This window comes from Sheuella amnicola, from assembly GCF_010499255.1.
Classification (GTDB): Bacteria; Pseudomonadota; Gammaproteobacteria; order Burkholderiales; family Burkholderiaceae_B; genus Zwartia; species Zwartia amnicola.
The window spans coordinates 61,524-77,854 of sequence record NZ_JAAGRN010000007.1 but is presented as its reverse complement, the minus strand read 5'-3'; the positions used below and the strand labels follow the sequence as shown (position 1 = coordinate 77,854).

The 16,331-nt window shown below is 51.7% G+C and carries 16 protein-coding genes; 13 read left to right on the top strand and 3 right to left on the bottom strand.

Annotation, left to right across the window (positions count from 1 at the left end):
- The first annotated feature begins 8 nt into the window (after positions 1-8).
- The 5 genes from G3I67_RS11155 to G3I67_RS11135 are packed head-to-tail and all read left to right on the top strand — an operon-like array spanning position 9 to position 4,888.
- A complete protein-coding gene (locus G3I67_RS11155; RefSeq protein ID WP_163655350.1) occupies positions 9-881 on the top strand; it encodes a branched-chain amino acid ABC transporter permease in 873 nt (290 codons plus the stop codon).
- A 12-nt stretch (positions 882-893) separates the two neighbouring features.
- Positions 894-1,778: a branched-chain amino acid ABC transporter permease gene (locus G3I67_RS11150; RefSeq protein WP_163655348.1), complete on the top strand. Its 885-nt coding sequence runs from the start codon at positions 894-896 to the stop codon at positions 1,776-1,778.
- A complete protein-coding gene (locus G3I67_RS11145) occupies positions 1,775-2,527 on the top strand; it encodes an ABC transporter ATP-binding protein (protein ID WP_163655346.1) in 753 nt (250 codons plus the stop codon). The genes G3I67_RS11150 and G3I67_RS11145 overlap by 4 nt, the downstream gene beginning before the upstream one ends.
- Complete coding sequence (locus G3I67_RS11140; RefSeq protein ID WP_163655344.1) at positions 2,524-3,240, top strand: ABC transporter ATP-binding protein; 717 nt, start codon at positions 2,524-2,526, stop codon at positions 3,238-3,240. Before G3I67_RS11145 ends, G3I67_RS11140 begins: the two co-directional genes overlap by 4 nt.
- Positions 3,241-3,256: 16 nt before the next feature.
- Positions 3,257-4,888 carry an AMP-binding protein gene (locus G3I67_RS11135; protein WP_163655342.1) on the top strand — a complete coding sequence of 544 codons (1,632 nt, stop codon included), beginning with the start codon at positions 3,257-3,259 and terminating at the stop codon, positions 4,886-4,888.
- Positions 4,889-4,998: 110 nt separating this feature from the next.
- Here the strand turns inward: G3I67_RS11135 and G3I67_RS11130 are convergent, their stop codons facing one another.
- Positions 4,999-6,522 (bottom strand): fumarate hydratase, encoded by a 1,524-nt coding sequence (locus tag G3I67_RS11130; protein ID WP_163655340.1) that lies wholly within the window; start codon positions 6,520-6,522, stop codon positions 4,999-5,001.
- 82 nt (positions 6,523-6,604) lie between these two features.
- A complete protein-coding gene (locus G3I67_RS11125; RefSeq protein ID WP_163655338.1) occupies positions 6,605-7,372 on the bottom strand; it encodes a crotonase/enoyl-CoA hydratase family protein in 768 nt (255 codons plus the stop codon).
- A 133-nt stretch (positions 7,373-7,505) separates the two neighbouring features.
- Between G3I67_RS11125 and glyQ the strand changes: the two genes are divergently transcribed.
- The 8 genes from glyQ (at position 7,506) to G3I67_RS11085 (ending at position 15,541) form a co-directional block, all read left to right on the top strand.
- Positions 7,506-8,405 carry a glycine--tRNA ligase subunit alpha gene (glyQ, locus tag G3I67_RS11120; protein WP_163655335.1) on the top strand — a complete coding sequence of 300 codons (900 nt, stop codon included), beginning with the start codon at positions 7,506-7,508 and terminating at the stop codon, positions 8,403-8,405.
- On the top strand, positions 8,405-10,540 hold the full coding sequence (glyS, locus tag G3I67_RS11115) for a glycine--tRNA ligase subunit beta (protein ID WP_163655333.1): 2,136 nt from the start codon (positions 8,405-8,407) through the stop codon (positions 10,538-10,540). The genes glyQ and glyS overlap by 1 nt, the downstream gene beginning before the upstream one ends.
- Positions 10,537-11,076 (top strand): D-glycero-beta-D-manno-heptose 1,7-bisphosphate 7-phosphatase, encoded by a 540-nt coding sequence (gmhB, locus tag G3I67_RS11110; RefSeq protein ID WP_163655331.1) that lies wholly within the window; start codon positions 10,537-10,539, stop codon positions 11,074-11,076. Before glyS ends, gmhB begins: the two co-directional genes overlap by 4 nt.
- Positions 11,077-11,084: 8 nt before the next feature.
- Positions 11,085-11,846 (top strand): lysophospholipid acyltransferase family protein, encoded by a 762-nt coding sequence (locus tag G3I67_RS11105; protein WP_163655329.1) that lies wholly within the window; start codon positions 11,085-11,087, stop codon positions 11,844-11,846.
- 2 nt (positions 11,847-11,848) lie between these two features.
- Positions 11,849-12,688, top strand: a complete 840-nt coding sequence (locus tag G3I67_RS11100; protein ID WP_163655328.1) for a M48 family metallopeptidase — start codon at positions 11,849-11,851, stop codon at positions 12,686-12,688.
- Positions 12,689-12,756: 68 nt separating this feature from the next.
- Positions 12,757-13,146, top strand: a complete 390-nt coding sequence (gene gloA / locus G3I67_RS11095; protein ID WP_163655326.1) for a lactoylglutathione lyase — start codon at positions 12,757-12,759, stop codon at positions 13,144-13,146.
- 15 nt (positions 13,147-13,161) lie between these two features.
- Positions 13,162-14,391 carry a spore maturation protein gene (locus G3I67_RS11090; RefSeq protein WP_163655324.1) on the top strand — a complete coding sequence of 410 codons (1,230 nt, stop codon included), beginning with the start codon at positions 13,162-13,164 and terminating at the stop codon, positions 14,389-14,391.
- A 7-nt stretch (positions 14,392-14,398) separates the two neighbouring features.
- A complete protein-coding gene (locus G3I67_RS11085) occupies positions 14,399-15,541 on the top strand; it encodes a glycerate kinase family protein (protein ID WP_163655322.1) in 1,143 nt (380 codons plus the stop codon).
- A gap of 4 nt (positions 15,542-15,545) precedes the next feature.
- Here the strand turns inward: G3I67_RS11085 and rsmA are convergent, their stop codons facing one another.
- Complete coding sequence (gene rsmA / locus G3I67_RS11080; RefSeq protein WP_163655320.1) at positions 15,546-16,328, bottom strand: 16S rRNA (adenine(1518)-N(6)/adenine(1519)-N(6))-dimethyltransferase RsmA; 783 nt, start codon at positions 16,326-16,328, stop codon at positions 15,546-15,548.
- Positions 16,329-16,331: the final 3 nt, after the last annotated feature.

Sequence of the window (16,331 nt, the reverse complement as noted above, 5' to 3'; positions counted from 1 at the left end):
GTCGTCTCATGCTGTTCATCCAACTATTGGTCAATGGGCTGCAGACCGGCGCGTTATACGCGCTGATCGCAGCCGGGTTTTCGCTGATCTTCGGCATGACCCGTATTTTTCATGCCGCGCATGGGGCGACCTTCACCATTGCGGGTTTTATCTTTTACGAATGCTATTCGATCCTGCAATGGGCATGGCCGTTCGCTGTTCTGGCTGCGGCAGTTGCTGCCAGTATTTTCGGTATCCTGCTTGACCGCTGGGTATACGCAACAATTCAGCGTCATGAGGGATCTTTCTTTACAGTGTTTGCTGCATCGTTTGGTGCAGCGATCGTTGTGCAGAATCTGATTTCGATCATGTTCGGTCGTGGTCTTGTCACTGTTACCACGCCACTAAGCAAAAGTATCGAAGTAGTTCCTGGCCTGTTCATTGCCCCAATCGCGGGCGTGATCATTGTTTGCGCCTTGATCTCTTTTGCCTTGTTGCAATGGCTTCTTACCAAAACCAATCTGGGAATCGCCTTGCGTGCTTTGGGTGAAAACCCAGCATTAATTGAAGTCTACGGACTCACCCCAAGACGTCTGTCCCAATATGTTTTCCTGATAGGTTCCATTCTTGCCGTCCCATCCGCAATTCTGACCGCGACGACCTCGGGGCTGAATCCTGCCATGGGCAACCACGTGATGCTCATTAGCGTTGCCGCAACAATTGTGGGTGGCGTCGGAAGTTTGCGTGGCGCGGCTCTTGCGGGCCTGTTGCTAGGACTTGCCGAGAACCTCTGTCTGGCCGTGATCGATCCGCAGTGGAGCGAAGCAGTGACGTTCGTGATTCTTTTCCTCTTCATCCTGTTCCGCCCAAGTGGTGTGTTCGGACGAGCCATCGTGTCTTAAAAGGAACAGATCATGATTGCTTATCTTCAAAACATAGCAGTACTTTTTTGCATCAATGCGATTCTGGCCCTGACCTTGAATTTCATCATGGGTTATGCAGGTATTTTTTCACTTGCTCATGCCATTTTCTTTGGGGTCGGCGCATATACGACGGCTTTTATTGCCCTGCACTACTCCGACTCCTTATTGCTTTGCATGGCGGCTTCTGCCGGTCTTTCGGCCTTGCTATCAATGGCGCTCGCCTTGCCGGCCTTGCGTGTACGTGGCGAATATTTCGTTGCTGCATCCATGGGGCTGCAAGTTATCGGCGTGACGATATTTTCCGAATGGAAATCAGTGACCGGCGGGCTTGGTGGCATGATCGGCATCCCGCGTCCGAAATTCCTGGGGTTTACATTCAATGACGATCTGGCATTTCTTGCCCTGTGCATTGTCATTCTTCTGCTCGTGATTTACATCACTGCGCTACTCGTGAGAGGAAGTTTTGGCAGAAGTCTCATGGCAATTCGCGATAGCGAGTCGGCAGCGCAAGCCTATGGCAAACATGTCAACGCGATCAAAACATTGTCCGTTTCCGTTTCCGCAGGCTTGGCAGGCGTAGCAGGCACTCTTTATGCGTTTTACATGAGCTTTATCAACGTTGAAAGTTTCATGCTGGAATTCTCGATCCTGTTGATGGCGATGGTGATCATTGGTGGTACGGGCACATTGTTCGGACCCGTAGTGGGCGCAGCGTTATTGATGTCCCTGCCTGCCGCCCTGACCTACTTGCCCTTCCTGCCACCAAGTGAACTTGGCACCATCCAACAAATCATCTACGGCATTGCAATGGTCTTGCTGATGATGTTCCGTCCAGGCGGACTGATTGGTGGCCGTAGCCGGGAGAAGTCAGCATGACAACCCCTACCCAACAACACGACATTCTGCTGCAAATCCGCAACTTGAACAAAAACTTTGGAGGTCTCAAAGCGATTCAAGATGTAACTATGGATTTACCCGCCGGTGTAATCACGACTTTAGTCGGACCGAATGGCGCCGGCAAAACGACTTTGTTCAACCTGATTACCGGTCATCTAGTGCCAACAAGCGGCACCGTTCACTGGTTAGGTCAACCGCTTAAAGGCATCGAGCCGTGGCGCATTGCCCGCATGGGAATTGCACGGACATTTCAGGACTTGCGATTGTTCAGTCACATGACGGTCGAAGAAAATATTATGTCCGTGATGGAGCGAAGCAGTTGGCTCTGGCAAGGCGGGCGTGCCGCAGCTGAAAAACGTGTCAATGAAATTCTGGCCGAAACCCAATTGACCGAAAAACGCTTAGAGCGCGCAGTCGATCTCGCGTACGCAGAACGCAAATTCCTGAGCCTGGCACGCATCATGGCCAGCGAAGCAAAGCTTTGGTTATTGGATGAACCTGCATCCGGACTTGATCCACGATCCTTCGAACGCTTTGTCGCCCTGTTGCGCGACTATGCATCCCGCGGGATCACGATTTGCATCATCGAGCACAATCTCGACATCGTGATCAAACTTTCGGATCGTGTGGCCTTCCTGGATCAGGGAAAACTTCTTGCTCAGGGAAGTTCACAGGATATTTTGAAGGATCCGCACCTGGCCGCCATTTACTTTGGAGACCGTTCGTGAGCACGACACCTTTTCTCGAAGCAAAAAATCTGCGTGTCGGCTACGGTGGTCGCCCCGTTTTGGAAAACTTCAATATCAGCCTCAGGCATAACGAAGTACTCTGCCTGATCGGCCATAACGGCGCAGGCAAATCGACGCTAGTGAAGTCGTTGTTCGGCCTTGTTGCGCTTGAACAAGGCAGCATTGAACTTGAAGGCAAAACCATCAACAAACCTGACCCGAAAGTCATGAATGCCGCTGGTGTGGCGATGGTTCCGGAAGGGCGTGGCGTATTTCCCGGCCTGACAGTAGCCGAGATCATGAGATTAGGCTTCTACGCCAATAACATTCCGGCAGGCGAACATGCAGCCAGGCTGGACTGGGTCATGGGCGTGCTTCCCATGGTTAAAAAGTTTTATCAGCAACGCGCCGGCACGCTTTCTGGCGGACAACAACAGATGGTTTCACTTGGCAGAGCATTGCTCAGTCAACCCAGATGTCTGCTGCTTGATGAACCTTCCATCGGTTTGGCTCCAAAGCTTTTTCAGGATCTTGTCGGCCCGATCCGTGAACTGCAAAAAGAGCGCAAGATGTCAATTCTGATCGTCGAGCAAAACGTTCGCGAGGCGCTCAAAATTTCGGATCGCGTGATCGTCATGAAATCCGGTCAGATCATCCGCGAAGGTACGCCGGAACAGTTCAGCAGCAATGCGGACTTGATGGATCTTTATTAATAAAGGTGTAGTAGTCATGTCGCAGGTGAGCAGTCTTTACTCGATTTACCAGTCGCACCTCGAGCGCTCACCGGATCAGACGATGCTGATCGAGAATGATCAGATTGTCAGCTATAGAAATTTTCATGATCAAGTCATCAACTGCGCACAGTGGTTGAGTGAACAAGGCATTCGATCAGGTGATCGTGTCGCTGTCTGGCTTGTGAATCGAACTGATTGGCTGGTCCTCTTATTCGCCCTTGCGCGCTTGGGCGCGACACTTGTTGCCGTAAACACCAAATATCGTAGTCACGAGCTTCATTACATTCTTTCCAACTCACAGGCGAGCACGCTAATACTGCAACTGAATTTTCTAAAAATCGATTTCGCTCAAATCGTTGCAGATGTCGACGCACAATCTTTACCCCATCTTCAAAAAATATTCATTGTCGATGCCGATACAGATACGCCTTCGTCCTTACTTGGGCGTAAAACGATTGCGATGCCGACCGGCGTAACGGAAAAAAAATCGGATACCCTTGAATTGCCAGATCTCGACGTAGATTCAGCGGCGATTTTTTTCACGACATCCGGCACAACTAAAGGACCAAAACTGGTGATGCATTCGCAACGTACATTGAGTACGCATGCCGAACACGTTGCCACTAGTTATGAACTTGCCCATGCCGACAACAAGCTCATCGCAGGCCTGCCCTTTTGCGGTGTTTTTGGTCTAAATAGCGCTTTGGCTGCGATAAAAGCCGGAATACCTGTGGTCATTATGGATTTCTTCGATGTCGCCACGGCCACCGAGCTCATTAGACGACACAAAGTTACGCACATATTTGGTAGCGACGAAATGTTGCGCCTGTTTGTTCAACAGGTCGCCAAAATAGGCAACCCTGCAGTCCCATTCCCGTCGCTTAAGCTATTCGGTTTTGCTTCCTTCAGCCCGCGATACGTCGATCTAGCCAACGAACTCATTCCGCGTGGATTTCCAATGCGAGGCTTGTACGGCTCGAGCGAAGTACACGCATTGTTCTCGCTTCAAAAAGCAGACTTGCCAATCGAAGAGCGCGCCCAAGGCGGCGGCTACCCGGCAGCACGAAGCCTTGCTCATATCCGAGCGCGCGACCCCGATACGAATGAAATCTGCGCGCCCGGCGTCACGGGTGCTATCGAAATAAAATCGCCCACTCTGTTTCGCGGATATTTCAATAACCCGAATGCGACAGCCGACGCATTTACCGATGACGGTTATTTCAAAACCGGAGACATGGGTTTTTTGCGTGAAGACGGCAGTTTTGTATATCAGTCACGCATGGGTGACACGATGCGAATTGGTGGTTTTCTAGTTGATCCATCGGAAATCGAGCACGTGCTAGCCGAACAGCCCGAGATCAGAAGCGCCCAGGTTGTGGGTGTGGAAATCGACGGAAAACTTCGGCCTGTCGCTTTCGTCATCAAAAAGACGACAGATACGCCTTCTGTCACTCACATTCTCAATAATGTTAGTAAGCAACTAGCCAAATTCAAAGTGCCGGCGCGTTTATGGTTTGTAGACGAATTTCCCGCGACAGCAAGCGCGAATGGCCTCAAATTCCAGCGCGTCAAACTTCGGGATATGGCGTTGGAAAAACTCAAGCAGGAAAGCCTTAGCCACGCCTGAGTCACTCAACCTGCAGAAGCTGAATTTAAAGTAAGCCACCAGGGACCGAAAAGGCATCAAAAGAAAAAGGCCGCGATTGCGACCTTTTTCAAAATACAAAGCGATCGAAATCACTTTGTCACAACAGGTATTCCCGCAATCTTGGCCGACCACTCTTTGGGGCCGGTAGTATGCACTGACGTACCCTTCGAATCAACAGCCACCGTCACGGGCATATCAACCACATCGAATTCGTAAATGGCTTCCATACCCAAATCTTCGAATGCGACAACTTTCGAGCCTTTAATCGCCTTAGACACAAGGTAGGCGGCGCCGCCAACAGCCATCAAGTAAGCCGAACCATTCTTGCGAATCGACTCAACCGTTGCCGGACCACGTTCAGCCTTGCCAACCATGGCAAACAACCCTGCTTTCTCAAGCATCATGTCGGTGAACTTATCCATGCGGGTCGATGTAGTCGGGCCGGCAGGTCCCACCACCTCGTCACCAACAGGATCAACAGGGCCTACGTAATAAATCGTACGGCCATGGAAATCGACCGGTAGTTTTTCACCCTTGGCAAGCATGTCCTGAATGCGCTTATGCGCTGCATCACGACCCGTCAACATTTTTCCGTTGAGCAACAAGGTTTGACCCGGCTTCCAGCTTTCGACTTCCGCCTTAGTCAAATTATTCAAGTCAACTTGCTTGGAAGATTTGTAATCAGGTGCCCAGTGCACATCCGGCCAATCGGATAGTGACGGACGATGCAAGTGTGCGGGGCCCGAACCATCCAGCTCGAAATGGGCATGGCGAGTCGCTGCGCAATTAGGGATCATGGCGACCGGGAAAGATGCAGCATGCGTTGCGAATGTTTTGATTTTGACATCCAGAACCGTCGTCAAGCCACCCAAGCCTTGGGCACCAATGCCCAGGCCGTTCACTTTCTGATAGAGCTCGATTCGTAACTCCTCCAGTTTGCTTTTCGGGCCACGCTCGAGTAGTTCGTACATGTCCAGATCTTCCATCAATGCCTGCTTGGCCATCAATACGGCCTTTTCTGCCGTACCGCCTATGCCAATTCCCAACATACCGGGCGGACACCAACCGGCTCCCATTGTCGGGACCGTCTTCAGAACCCAGTCGACAATCGAATCATTCGGATTAAGCATCGCCAGCTTGGACTTGTTCTCGGAGCCACCCCCCTTGGCTGCGACTTGCACATCGACTTTAGCGCCTTGAACCAGTTCGACATTAACGATGCAGGGGGTATTGTCCTTAGTGTTCTTGCGGGCAAAAATCGGATCATCCAAAACCGAGGCACGCAAAGGGTTTTCCGGATTCAAATAGCCGCGACGCACACCCTCGTCGCACAACTCTTGAATGCTCTTCTTGGTATTGAAGCGCACATCCATGCCAATCTTCAAAAACACATTGACGATACCGGTATCCTGACAAATCGGACGACGTCCTTCGGCGCTCATGCGCGAGTTGGTCAAAATCTGAGCCATCGCATCCTTGGCCGCCGGGCTTTCTTCGCGCTCGTATGCACGGGCCAAATGCTTGATGTAATCGGCCGGATGGTAATAACTTATGAATTGAACCGCATCGGCAATCGACGCGATGAAATCTTCTTCCTGAATCGTGACGGACATAATGTGTCTACCTGTATGTGTCTTAATAAGAATTCCGTGCTCTCATGCCGCGCATGACTTATGCATGCGGGCCTGAGTCCAACTACTTGCCGGTCCAGATCGGTTTGCGCTTTTCTGCAAAAGCGGTCGAACCTTCCTTGGCATCGTCCGAGCGAAAAATGTGATCGATCAGCGGTCGTTGCATTTCGAACATTTTATCGCCGGGAAAGTCCAGCCCTTGATTCACCACACTTTTAGCCGTTTGCACTGCCAAGGGACCATTTTCGCAGATTCGACGGGCAAGTTGAATCGCCTGCTCCAGGGCCTCTCCGGGTGCTGTCAGCACGTTGATCAAACCGAATTGATTCGCACGTTGAGCGGTGAACATATCGCCAGTCAGAATGACTTCCATTGCGATATGGTAGGGAATCTGTCTGGGTAACCGGAGCAACCCGCCCGATCCCGCCACTAAACCACGCTTAACTTCAGGTAGCCCGAATTTGGCGTTATCGGCAGCAACCACCAAATCGCATGCCAGCATCATTTCGAACCCCCCGGCGAGCGCATATCCCTCGACTGCGGCAATTAGCGGCTTTTTTGGGGGGGCTTCATTTAGGCCTCCAAAACCTTTGCCCTCCACCAAGGCGCGCTTGCGAGTTTGAGAGAAATCCTTCAGATCCATGCCGGAACTGAAAGTGCCGCCAGCACCGGTCAGAATGCCGATTCTGACATCCTCTCTACTATCCATTTCATCGAAGGCGGCCGACATCTGATGCGCTGTTTCGACCGAAATCGCATTTCGCGCCTCAGGACGATTGATCGTAATAATCAAGATGCCATCTGTGAAATCCACATTGACCAGTTTTGACATGAGAACTCCCGGAATTCAAGCTTAAAAATTAAAAGGATCTCGGAATCATAGGCGATTCGGGATCAGGTCACCGCTTAGGTCTGCCCCAAGCTAAAATGACTGGTTAATCCGCTTATCAAGCACGCGAGCCTCCATGCTTACATTTCAGCAAATCATCCTGCGACTTCAAGAATACTGGGACCAGCAAGGCTGCGCCCTCCTGCAGCCCATCGACATGGAAGTCGGGGCCGGAACATCCCATACCGCGACTTTTCTACGCGCCATCGGCCCGGAACCTTGGCGCGCAGCTTATGTTCAACCTTCCCGACGCCCTAAAGACGGGCGCTACGGCGAAAATCCGAACCGCCTTCAGCACTATTATCAGTATCAGGTTGTACTGAAACCCGCCCCCCCCGACATTCTCGATCTGTATATCGGGTCTCTGGAAGTACTGGGTATCCGCCCGACGGAGCATGACATCCGATTCGTTGAAGACGACTGGGAAAATCCGACACTCGGAGCGTGGGGGTTAGGCTGGGAAGTTTGGCTAAATGGCATGGAAGTCACTCAATTCACTTATTTTCAGCAAGTAGGTGGATTGGATTGCACCCCGACAACCGGTGAAATCACCTACGGCCTTGAACGTCTTGCCATGTACCTGCAAGGCGTCGAGAGCGTATATGACCTTGTTTGGACCGATGGCCCGAAAGGCCGCGTACTCTATCGCGATGTGTTCCATCAAAACGAAGTGGAACAGTCAACCTACAACTTCGAGCATTCGGACGCCGAAACATTGTTCCGCCATTTTGCGGATCATGAAGAAAACGCCAAACGACTCATGAAAGTCCCCCTCGCGCTTCCCGCATACGAAGCTGCGCTAAAAGCTGCGCACACATTCAACATGCTTGATGCGCGGGGAGCAATTAGCGTCACCGAACGCGCCGCCTACATCGGCCGCATCCGCAATCTGTCCCGTGCCGTTGCTCAGGCCTACTACGAATCCCGCGAAAAACTTGGTTTTCCTATGCTTCAGTCAAAACAGGAGGCGCGCTGATGTCCTCCCGCCCACTTCTCATCGAACTTTTTACCGAGGAACTTCCTCCAAAAGCCTTGCCTAAACTCGGCCAGGCTTTTGCACAGGGCATTCACGACGCACTGCAAGCGCATGGACTACTGGCAAGTCAAAATCAGGTCGAAGCATTTGCGACACCAAGACGCCTTGCCGTTCGCTTAAGCCAAGTGTTGTCCATCGCCCCCGAGCAAAGCTTTACCGAAAAACTAATGCCGGTCAAAGTAGGACTTGATGCCAACGGTGCTCCCACACCCGCACTGCTCAAAAAACTTGCCGCTAAAGGTTGGGAAAATCTTGATATTTCTTCGCTTGGACGAGAGTCGGATGGCAAACAAGAATATTTGATCGCAAGCGGCAGGGCACCCGGTGCAAATCTGCGCACGGTTCTTCAAGGCGCGATCGAATCAGCGATCAATGCACTGCCAATTCCAAAAGTCATGCGTTACCAGCTTGACGATGGCGTCACGACAGTCAAGTTCGTCCGTCCTGCCCATGCATTGATTGCCTTGCATGGCGACGAGATCATACCGGCGGAAATTCTCGGATTAAAGAGTGGCAACATTACGCACGGACACCGATTTTTACACCCCGGGCCGATTACGATCATCTCGGCTGATACATACGAAAATCAACTCGCGGCCGAAGGTCGCGTGGTCGCCTCTTTCACCAAAAGACGCACTCGCATTTCGGACTTGCTCTCCACCGAAGCGGCCCGCCTTGGCGCTAGTCTCGGCGATGACCCCGCGGTCGATGCATTGCTCGATGAAGTCACGGCCTTGGTCGAAGAGCCGATTGTTTATGTTGGATCTTTCGAGAAACGTTTTCTTGACGTACCTCAGGAATGCCTGATTCTGACCATGCGTCTTAATCAAAAATACTTCCCCCTCTTTAACCCCCTCAGCGGCGCACTTACCCATCAGTTTCTGATTGTGAGCAATATGCCGACCGATACACCTCAAGCGATTATCGAAGGCAACGAACGCGTTGTGCGTCCGCGCCTGGCGGATGCGCAGTTCTTTTTCGATACTGATCGAAAAATTCCCCTTCGAGATCGTGTTCAGCAGTTGGGATCCATCGTTTATCACAATAAGCTGGGAACACAACTCGAGCGAACCGAACGCGTGCGCAAAATTGCCGCATGGATCTCACATGCTCTTGGCATCAATCCGGCACAAGCGGATCGGGCCGCACTTCTGGCCAAGGCGGATCTGACTACAAACATGGTCGGTGAATTTCCCGAACTTCAAGGCATTATCGGCTCATACTATGCCAAAGAAGATCAAGAGTCCGCTGCGGTCGTTCAAGCAATTGCCGAGCAGTACAAGATCAGATTGGATCAACCGGTTACGGCCGACAACCTCACGCCTACCGTACTTTTCATGGCAGAACGCGCTGAAACTCTTGTCGGAATCTGGGGCATAGGTTTGGCACCAACCGGAGAGCGCGACCCATTCGGATTGCGTCGGGCGGCTTTGGGATTGATCAGCGCTTTTGAACAATTGACCGCCGGAAACGTACTCCAACCGCAGCAGGAAAGTCCTTTGACCATCGAAGGCCTAATGGGGGCTGCGGCTCTGACGTTCAAGGAAGGATCTCTTGATAAAAGTACTGTCGATGAAGTCCATGCCTTTGTAATCGAACGTTTGCGCAATCAATTGATTCAACTTCATGATCGCAATGCAGTCGAAGCAGTGCTTGCCATTAGACCGCCCTTGCATCAAGTCGCCTCACGAATTCTAGCCGTGACAGACTTCGCAAAAGACCCCGCGGCGTTAAGCTTGGCTGCAGCAAACAAGCGCATCGGAAATCTGCTCAAAAAAGCAGAAGATCAACTAAGCGGGCAAATCAATACCGCCTTATTGACCGAGCCCGCAGAACAAGCTCTTGCGAACAAGATTGCCGAGCTTCAGCCGATTGCACAGATGTATTTCGAAACAGGTGACTACCGCTCGGCCATGTTAACGCTTGCAAAAGTGCGCGAGCCTGTCGATGCCTTTTTCAATGACATCATGGTCATGTCGGATGATCCGGCAGTGCGCAACAATCGATTGCTTCTGTTGGCTCAGCTGCATGATCTGATGAACCAGGTCGCTGACATTTCAAGGCTCGAACAATGAAGCTGATCATCCTGGATCGCGATGGCGTCATCAATGAAGATAGCGCTGCGTACATCAAACATCCCGATGAATGGATTCCCATACCGGGTAGCCTTCAGGCTATAGCGAGATTACATCAGGCGGGCTGGACGGTTGCGATTGCATCGAATCAGTCAGGCCTGGCGCGTGGATACTTCGACATGACGACCCTGACTGCCATTCATCGCAAAATGCGCAAAGAGCTTGCGAACCTGGGCGGATCCATTGACGCTATTTTTGTTTGCCCACATGGCCCTGATGATCATTGCAGTTGTCGCAAGCCACTGCCCGGCCTGTTTCACGACATCGCGCGCCGCTACGATATTTCACTGGAAAACGTGCCGGCCATCGGCGACTCGATGCGCGACCTGAAAGCTTCTTATGAGGCTGGCTGTTCGCCTTGGCTTGTTCAAACCGGCAATGGAGCCAAGACAATCAAACAAGACGATATCCCACCCGGAACACGTTTCGCCGAGAATCTGGCAGACGCTGTTGATCAAATTCTTTCCGGACATTAAAAGAATATATGCTTTTTCTCCGGTCCAGCCTCTACGCACTATTTTTGATTGTCACAGTCATTCCATATGCTTTTGCATGTCTGTTGTGGCTTCCCATGCCTTTGCACTGGCGCTTCAAACTCACCATGGGCTGGCCGCGAATGGCTATCTGGGGTGCAAAGGTGATTTGCGGCATCAAATGGAAATTCGAAGGGTGGGAGAATTTACCCGAAGGACAAGCGATTATTCTTTCCAAGCATCAGTCCGCTTGGGAAACCTTATTTCTTCCGGCGTACCTTCCCCGTGAGGTATGCTTTGTTTACAAGAGAGAGTTGCATCGTGTTCCTTTTTTCGGGTGGGGGCTTGCGATGCTGAACATGATTCCGATTGATCGAGCAAAAGGTCGCGACGCCTTTGAACAAGTTGTCAAAATAGGTCAGCAACGACTAAACGAAGGACGCTGGCCGATTCTGTTTCCCGAAGGCACGCGTATAGCCCCCGGCAAAACAGGCCGGTTCAAAATGGGAGGCGCGCTGTTAGCGACCAGAACAGGCGCACCGGTTGTACCAATTGCCCACAACGCCGGAGAATGCTGGGCTCGTAACGCTTTCATCAAACGCCCCGGATTGATCACTGTATCGATCGGACAACCCATCGAATCCTCGGGACTCACTCCCGAAGAGCTTAACGAACGTGTTCAAAGCTGGATCGAAGCTGAAATGCACCGCCTCAACCCTGAACGTTATTCCAAAAAAAAGGGCGCAAAACCCCACGAGAAAAGCCTCCAATAGCCATGAGTCAGCTGGACCTCCTGCTTACGGATGACAATACACCGATACCGGACTGGGTTATTCCGCCGGCTAAGCTTGCGCCGGATACAAAGTGGAGATTGGTCAAGCATGGCGATCACACAGTAGGCTTCGTGCTCATGCGGTCCCGAAGACGCAGTATTGGTTTCGTGATCGGCGATGAAGGATTGCGCGTGACAGCTCCCTACTGGGTCACATTGAGTCAAATCGATGCCGCGGTCATCGAGAAGATGTCCTGGATTCTCTCGAAACTAAAAGATTGGCAAGCACGCAAAGAACAGCTTGCACTATCGCACACGCGATGGCAGCCGGGTGGACAACTTCCTTACCTGGGCTGCAAAATAGTCCTGAACAGCGGAGTACCCGGACCTCATATTCAACCCGGGACAACCTATTTCGACGGAAATCCGGATTCCCCGCAGGATGGTCAGACGTTATGGCTGCCCTTACCGAATGATGCCGACACCAATCGCATACGGGATATGACACAAGCGTGGCTTCAATCGCGGGCCCGTGTTTTTTTTGACAATCGAATCAACCATTTTCTATCCCTGACTGGCCTGACAATCCGCCAATGGCGACTTTCATCGGCTGCAACGCGCTGGGGGTCTTGCACTAGCGATGGAAATATCATGCTGAACTGGCGCTTGATTCACTTCTCTCCAATCGTGATTGACTATGTGATCGCTCACGAACTTTCACATTTGCGCGAAATGAATCATAGTCAAAACTTCTGGAGCGAAGTTGAACAACTGTTTCCGGACTACCAGACTGCCCGGAAAATGCTGAATCGCCATTCCCCGGACGGTGTTCCCGAAATATAAGCGTCCGGTCAACTCCGTTGTTATGATTGAGCAAACAATCTTCAATCCTATTATTTTCGGATCATATTATGCGTATTCTTCACACCATGCTTCGAGTCGGCAATCTTGATCGTTCGATTGCGTTTTATACAAACGTGCTGGGCATGCGCGTGCTGCGCAGCACAGAATATCCGACAGGACGTTTCACCAACACATTTGTCGGCTATCAAAGCGAATCCGAAGGTCCTGTACTTGAACTGACATATAACTGGGATACGGATAAATACGACCTTGGAACGGCCTACGGTCATATTGCCTTGGAAGTTGATGACGCATATGCCGCTTGCGACAAAATTCGCAAACTCGGCGGAAACGTTGTTCGCGAAGCCGGTCCGATGAAACATGGCACCACCGTAATCGCCTTTGTCGAGGATCCGGACGGCTATAAGATCGAACTCATCCAGAAAAAATCACTCTAAACGTCCAACCCGATCATGCTCAATATCCTCTGGCTAGGCTTCTTTTTGATTGCCGCCGCTTCAGCACTGATTCAATGGGCGGTTCTCGGCAATCATCAGATTTTCAGCCAGATCGTGGCAAGTCTGTTCGAAATGGCCACTCTCTCTGTTCAGATCATGATCGTGCTGTTCGGAACATTGACGCTTTGGCTAGGATTTCTTCGTATTGCCGAGCATGCGGGGCTGGTGAACACCCTCGCGCGCTGGCTAGGTCCCTTATTTGCCAGATTGATGCCGGGCGTTCCGCGCGGCCACCCCGCCATCGGTCTGATCACATTGAACTTTGCCGCAAATGGACTTGGACTGGATAACGCAGCCACGCCGATCGGCCTTCGCGCAATGCGCGAACTACAAACTCTTAATCCGGATCCTCTGACCGCGACGAATGCTCAGATTCTGTTTCTGGTTCTCAATGCATCCTCGCTGACATTGATACCTGTCAGCATATTCATGTACCGTTTGCAACAAGGAGCCCCGGACCCGACACTTGTATTTTTACCGATTTTGCTGGCAACCAGCGCTTCGACACTGACAGGGTTTCTGAGTGTCGCCTTTATGCAGCGGATTCCCTTGCGCGACCCGGTTGTACTGATGTGGATGCTCGGAATCACACTCTTTCTAGGGTCAATTATGGCCGGAGCGTTAAGCTTGAGCGCAGCAGCGCTCTCTCAGGTTTCCGCACTTACCGGCAATTTAGTCTTGTTCGGAATCATCATCATTTTTGTAGGGTTTGGCGCTTGGCGCAAAATCGACGTTTATGAAACTTTCGTTTCAGGTGCGCGAGAAGGTTTCGATATCGCTAAAGATTTATTGCCATATCTGGTTGCAATGTTGTGCGCTGTTGGAGTGTTGCGTGCATCCGGCGCGCTTGATATCGCATTGGACGGAATTCGCTGGATCGTGCATGCTTTCAGCGGTGATGACCGGTTTGTAGATGCTTTGCCAACCGCTCTCGTCAAGCCTTTCTCAGGCAGTGCCGCAAGGGCATTACTGATCGAAACCATGCAACATCATGGCGTGGATAGTTTCCCCGCGCTAGTCGCTGCAACCGTACAGGGCAGCACTGAGCCGACATTCTATGTACTAGCTGTTTATTACGGTGCGATCGGAGTACAACGTGCGCGTCACACGGTTGGATGCGCCCTGCTCGCGGATCTTGCCGGCGTAATTGCTTCCATCGCGGTCTGCTATTGGTTCTTTGGTTGAGTTTTTCATGAAAATCATCATCGCACCCGATTCGTTCAAAGAAAGCCTATCCGCTCCTGAGGTGGCCTCAGCGATTGAAAGAGGCATTAAAAGTGCAGCTCCGGACACCCATGTTATTTGCATTCCGATGGCTGACGGTGGCGAAGGCACTGTCGATGCGGTGCTTGCCGCAACCAATGGAGAGAGGCGTATTGAGCGAGTTCAAAACGCTTTAGGCGAGCCGATTGATGCAGCATGGGGGTGGTTGGACAATGAAACTGCCGTAATTGAAATGGCTGCCGCCGCCGGCCTTGAACACATCCGGCCTGAAATGCGTGATCCGATGCGCGCCACTAGCGCCGGTGTTGGTGAACTCATCGTGCACGCTCTGAATGCAGGTGCTAAACACATCGTCCTCGGACTGGGCGGTTCAGCGACAAACGATGCCGGCGCAGGCATGCTTCAAGCATTGGGCTTGAAACTACTTGATGGCAATGGAAAACAAATCACTCAAGGCGGCGCGGCTCTCGCTAATCTTGCATCCATCGATGACACGCTTTTTGATGAAAGACTTCGTAACGTCACGGTCACCATCGCCTCCGATGTCAATAATCCATTATGCGGTGACAAGGGCGCATCCGCTATTTTTGGACCACAAAAAGGCGCAACCCCTCAACAGATTAAACAACTTGATGCCGCATTGAGTCACTTTGCAGATCTGAGCGCTAAAAAACTTGGTTATGACAAGCGCGATGCACCGGGCTCTGGTGCTGCCGGCGGCCTGGGCTTTGCAGCGCATGCATGGCTGCAAGCGCGTTTCAGGCCAGGAATCGAAGTTGTTGCAGGCATAGGTGGACTAGCTAATGCAGTGCAAGGGGCAAGCCTGGTCATCACTGGTGAAGGTCGTATGGATGCGCAGACTTTACTGGGCAAAACCCCCATGGGTGTCGCCACTATTGCCAAACAGGCAGGTGTGCCTGTCATCGCTATAGCCGGGTCACTAGGTGCGGGTTATCAAAACTTATATACCGCCGGTATTCAGGCTGCTTTTAGTTTGACATCCGGCCCTATGACGCTACAGCATGCCTGCGAAAACGCCGCAGAGCTTCTTGAAGATCGCACCCGAGACATCATGCGCCTCTGGCTTGCCGCACGACATCACGTCATCTAGTATTTCAGACTACTCCGGCAGCGCTTAAAGCATCCGACATACCGATAAAACCAGCTACCGAAACTTGTTCGGCCCGCCAGGTGGGCTCAACGCCGAGATCGCTCCAGGGGATGAGTGAAGTCCATTCACCCAAAACACCACGCAACATTTTGCGGCGTTGAGAAAATGCCTTTTGCACAAGACGCGAAAAAAGGTCTTCGTTGACGGCGCGAAGTCGATCGGCTCCCAATGGAATCATCCGAACGATCGATGACGTCACTCTGGGAGGGGGATCGAATGCATCGGGCGACACATCAAACAGCTTGTGCATGCGCCAGCGTGATTGCAACATGACGCTCAGGCGACTGTAATCACCGCTGCCCGGGTCTGCGACCATGCGATCGACAACCTCGCGCTGAAGCATGAAATGCTGATCAATCACTTGCTCGGCATGATTGGTTAAAGCAAAAAGCAAGGGACTTGAAATGTTGTAAGGCAAATTTCCCACAATTCGCAGCCCTGATCCGAATTGAGAAAAATCAATCTGCAACACGTCCTCATTCACCACCGTTAAACGATCGGCAGGATATTTTTGCGTCAAGCGCGCGGCGAGATCGCGATCGATTTCTATGGCGGTCAAATGATCCAAGCGATCGAGCAAAGGTGCCGTCAGCGCGGACAAGCCCGGACCAATCTCGATCATGCGGTCGGAGCGCTGGGGTGCAATCGCACGAATGATCGAATCAATTACGGATTGATCCACCAGAAAATTCTGGCCAAACCTTTTACGCGCCTGATGGTTGGCCACCGA

Coding starts and splice junctions, on each gene's coding strand:
- G3I67_RS11155 (WP_163655350.1), top strand. CDS start 9: ATGCTGTTCATCCAACTATTGGTCAATGGGCTGCAGACCGGCGCGTTA.
- G3I67_RS11150 (WP_163655348.1), top strand. CDS start 894: ATGATTGCTTATCTTCAAAACATAGCAGTACTTTTTTGCATCAATGCG.
- G3I67_RS11145 (WP_163655346.1), top strand. CDS start 1,775: ATGACAACCCCTACCCAACAACACGACATTCTGCTGCAAATCCGCAAC.
- G3I67_RS11135 (WP_163655342.1), top strand. CDS start 3,257: ATGTCGCAGGTGAGCAGTCTTTACTCGATTTACCAGTCGCACCTCGAG.
- G3I67_RS11130 (WP_163655340.1), bottom strand. CDS start 6,522: ATGTCCGTCACGATTCAGGAAGAAGATTTCATCGCGTCGATTGCCGAT.
- G3I67_RS11125 (WP_163655338.1), bottom strand. CDS start 7,372: ATGTCAAAACTGGTCAATGTGGATTTCACAGATGGCATCTTGATTATT.
- glyQ (WP_163655335.1), top strand. CDS start 7,506: ATGCTTACATTTCAGCAAATCATCCTGCGACTTCAAGAATACTGGGAC.
- glyS (WP_163655333.1), top strand. CDS start 8,405: ATGTCCTCCCGCCCACTTCTCATCGAACTTTTTACCGAGGAACTTCCT.
- gmhB (WP_163655331.1), top strand. CDS start 10,537: ATGAAGCTGATCATCCTGGATCGCGATGGCGTCATCAATGAAGATAGC.
- G3I67_RS11105 (WP_163655329.1), top strand. CDS start 11,085: ATGCTTTTTCTCCGGTCCAGCCTCTACGCACTATTTTTGATTGTCACA.
- G3I67_RS11100 (WP_163655328.1), top strand. CDS start 11,849: ATGAGTCAGCTGGACCTCCTGCTTACGGATGACAATACACCGATACCG.
- gloA (WP_163655326.1), top strand. CDS start 12,757: ATGCGTATTCTTCACACCATGCTTCGAGTCGGCAATCTTGATCGTTCG.
- G3I67_RS11090 (WP_163655324.1), top strand. CDS start 13,162: ATGCTCAATATCCTCTGGCTAGGCTTCTTTTTGATTGCCGCCGCTTCA.
- G3I67_RS11085 (WP_163655322.1), top strand. CDS start 14,399: ATGAAAATCATCATCGCACCCGATTCGTTCAAAGAAAGCCTATCCGCT.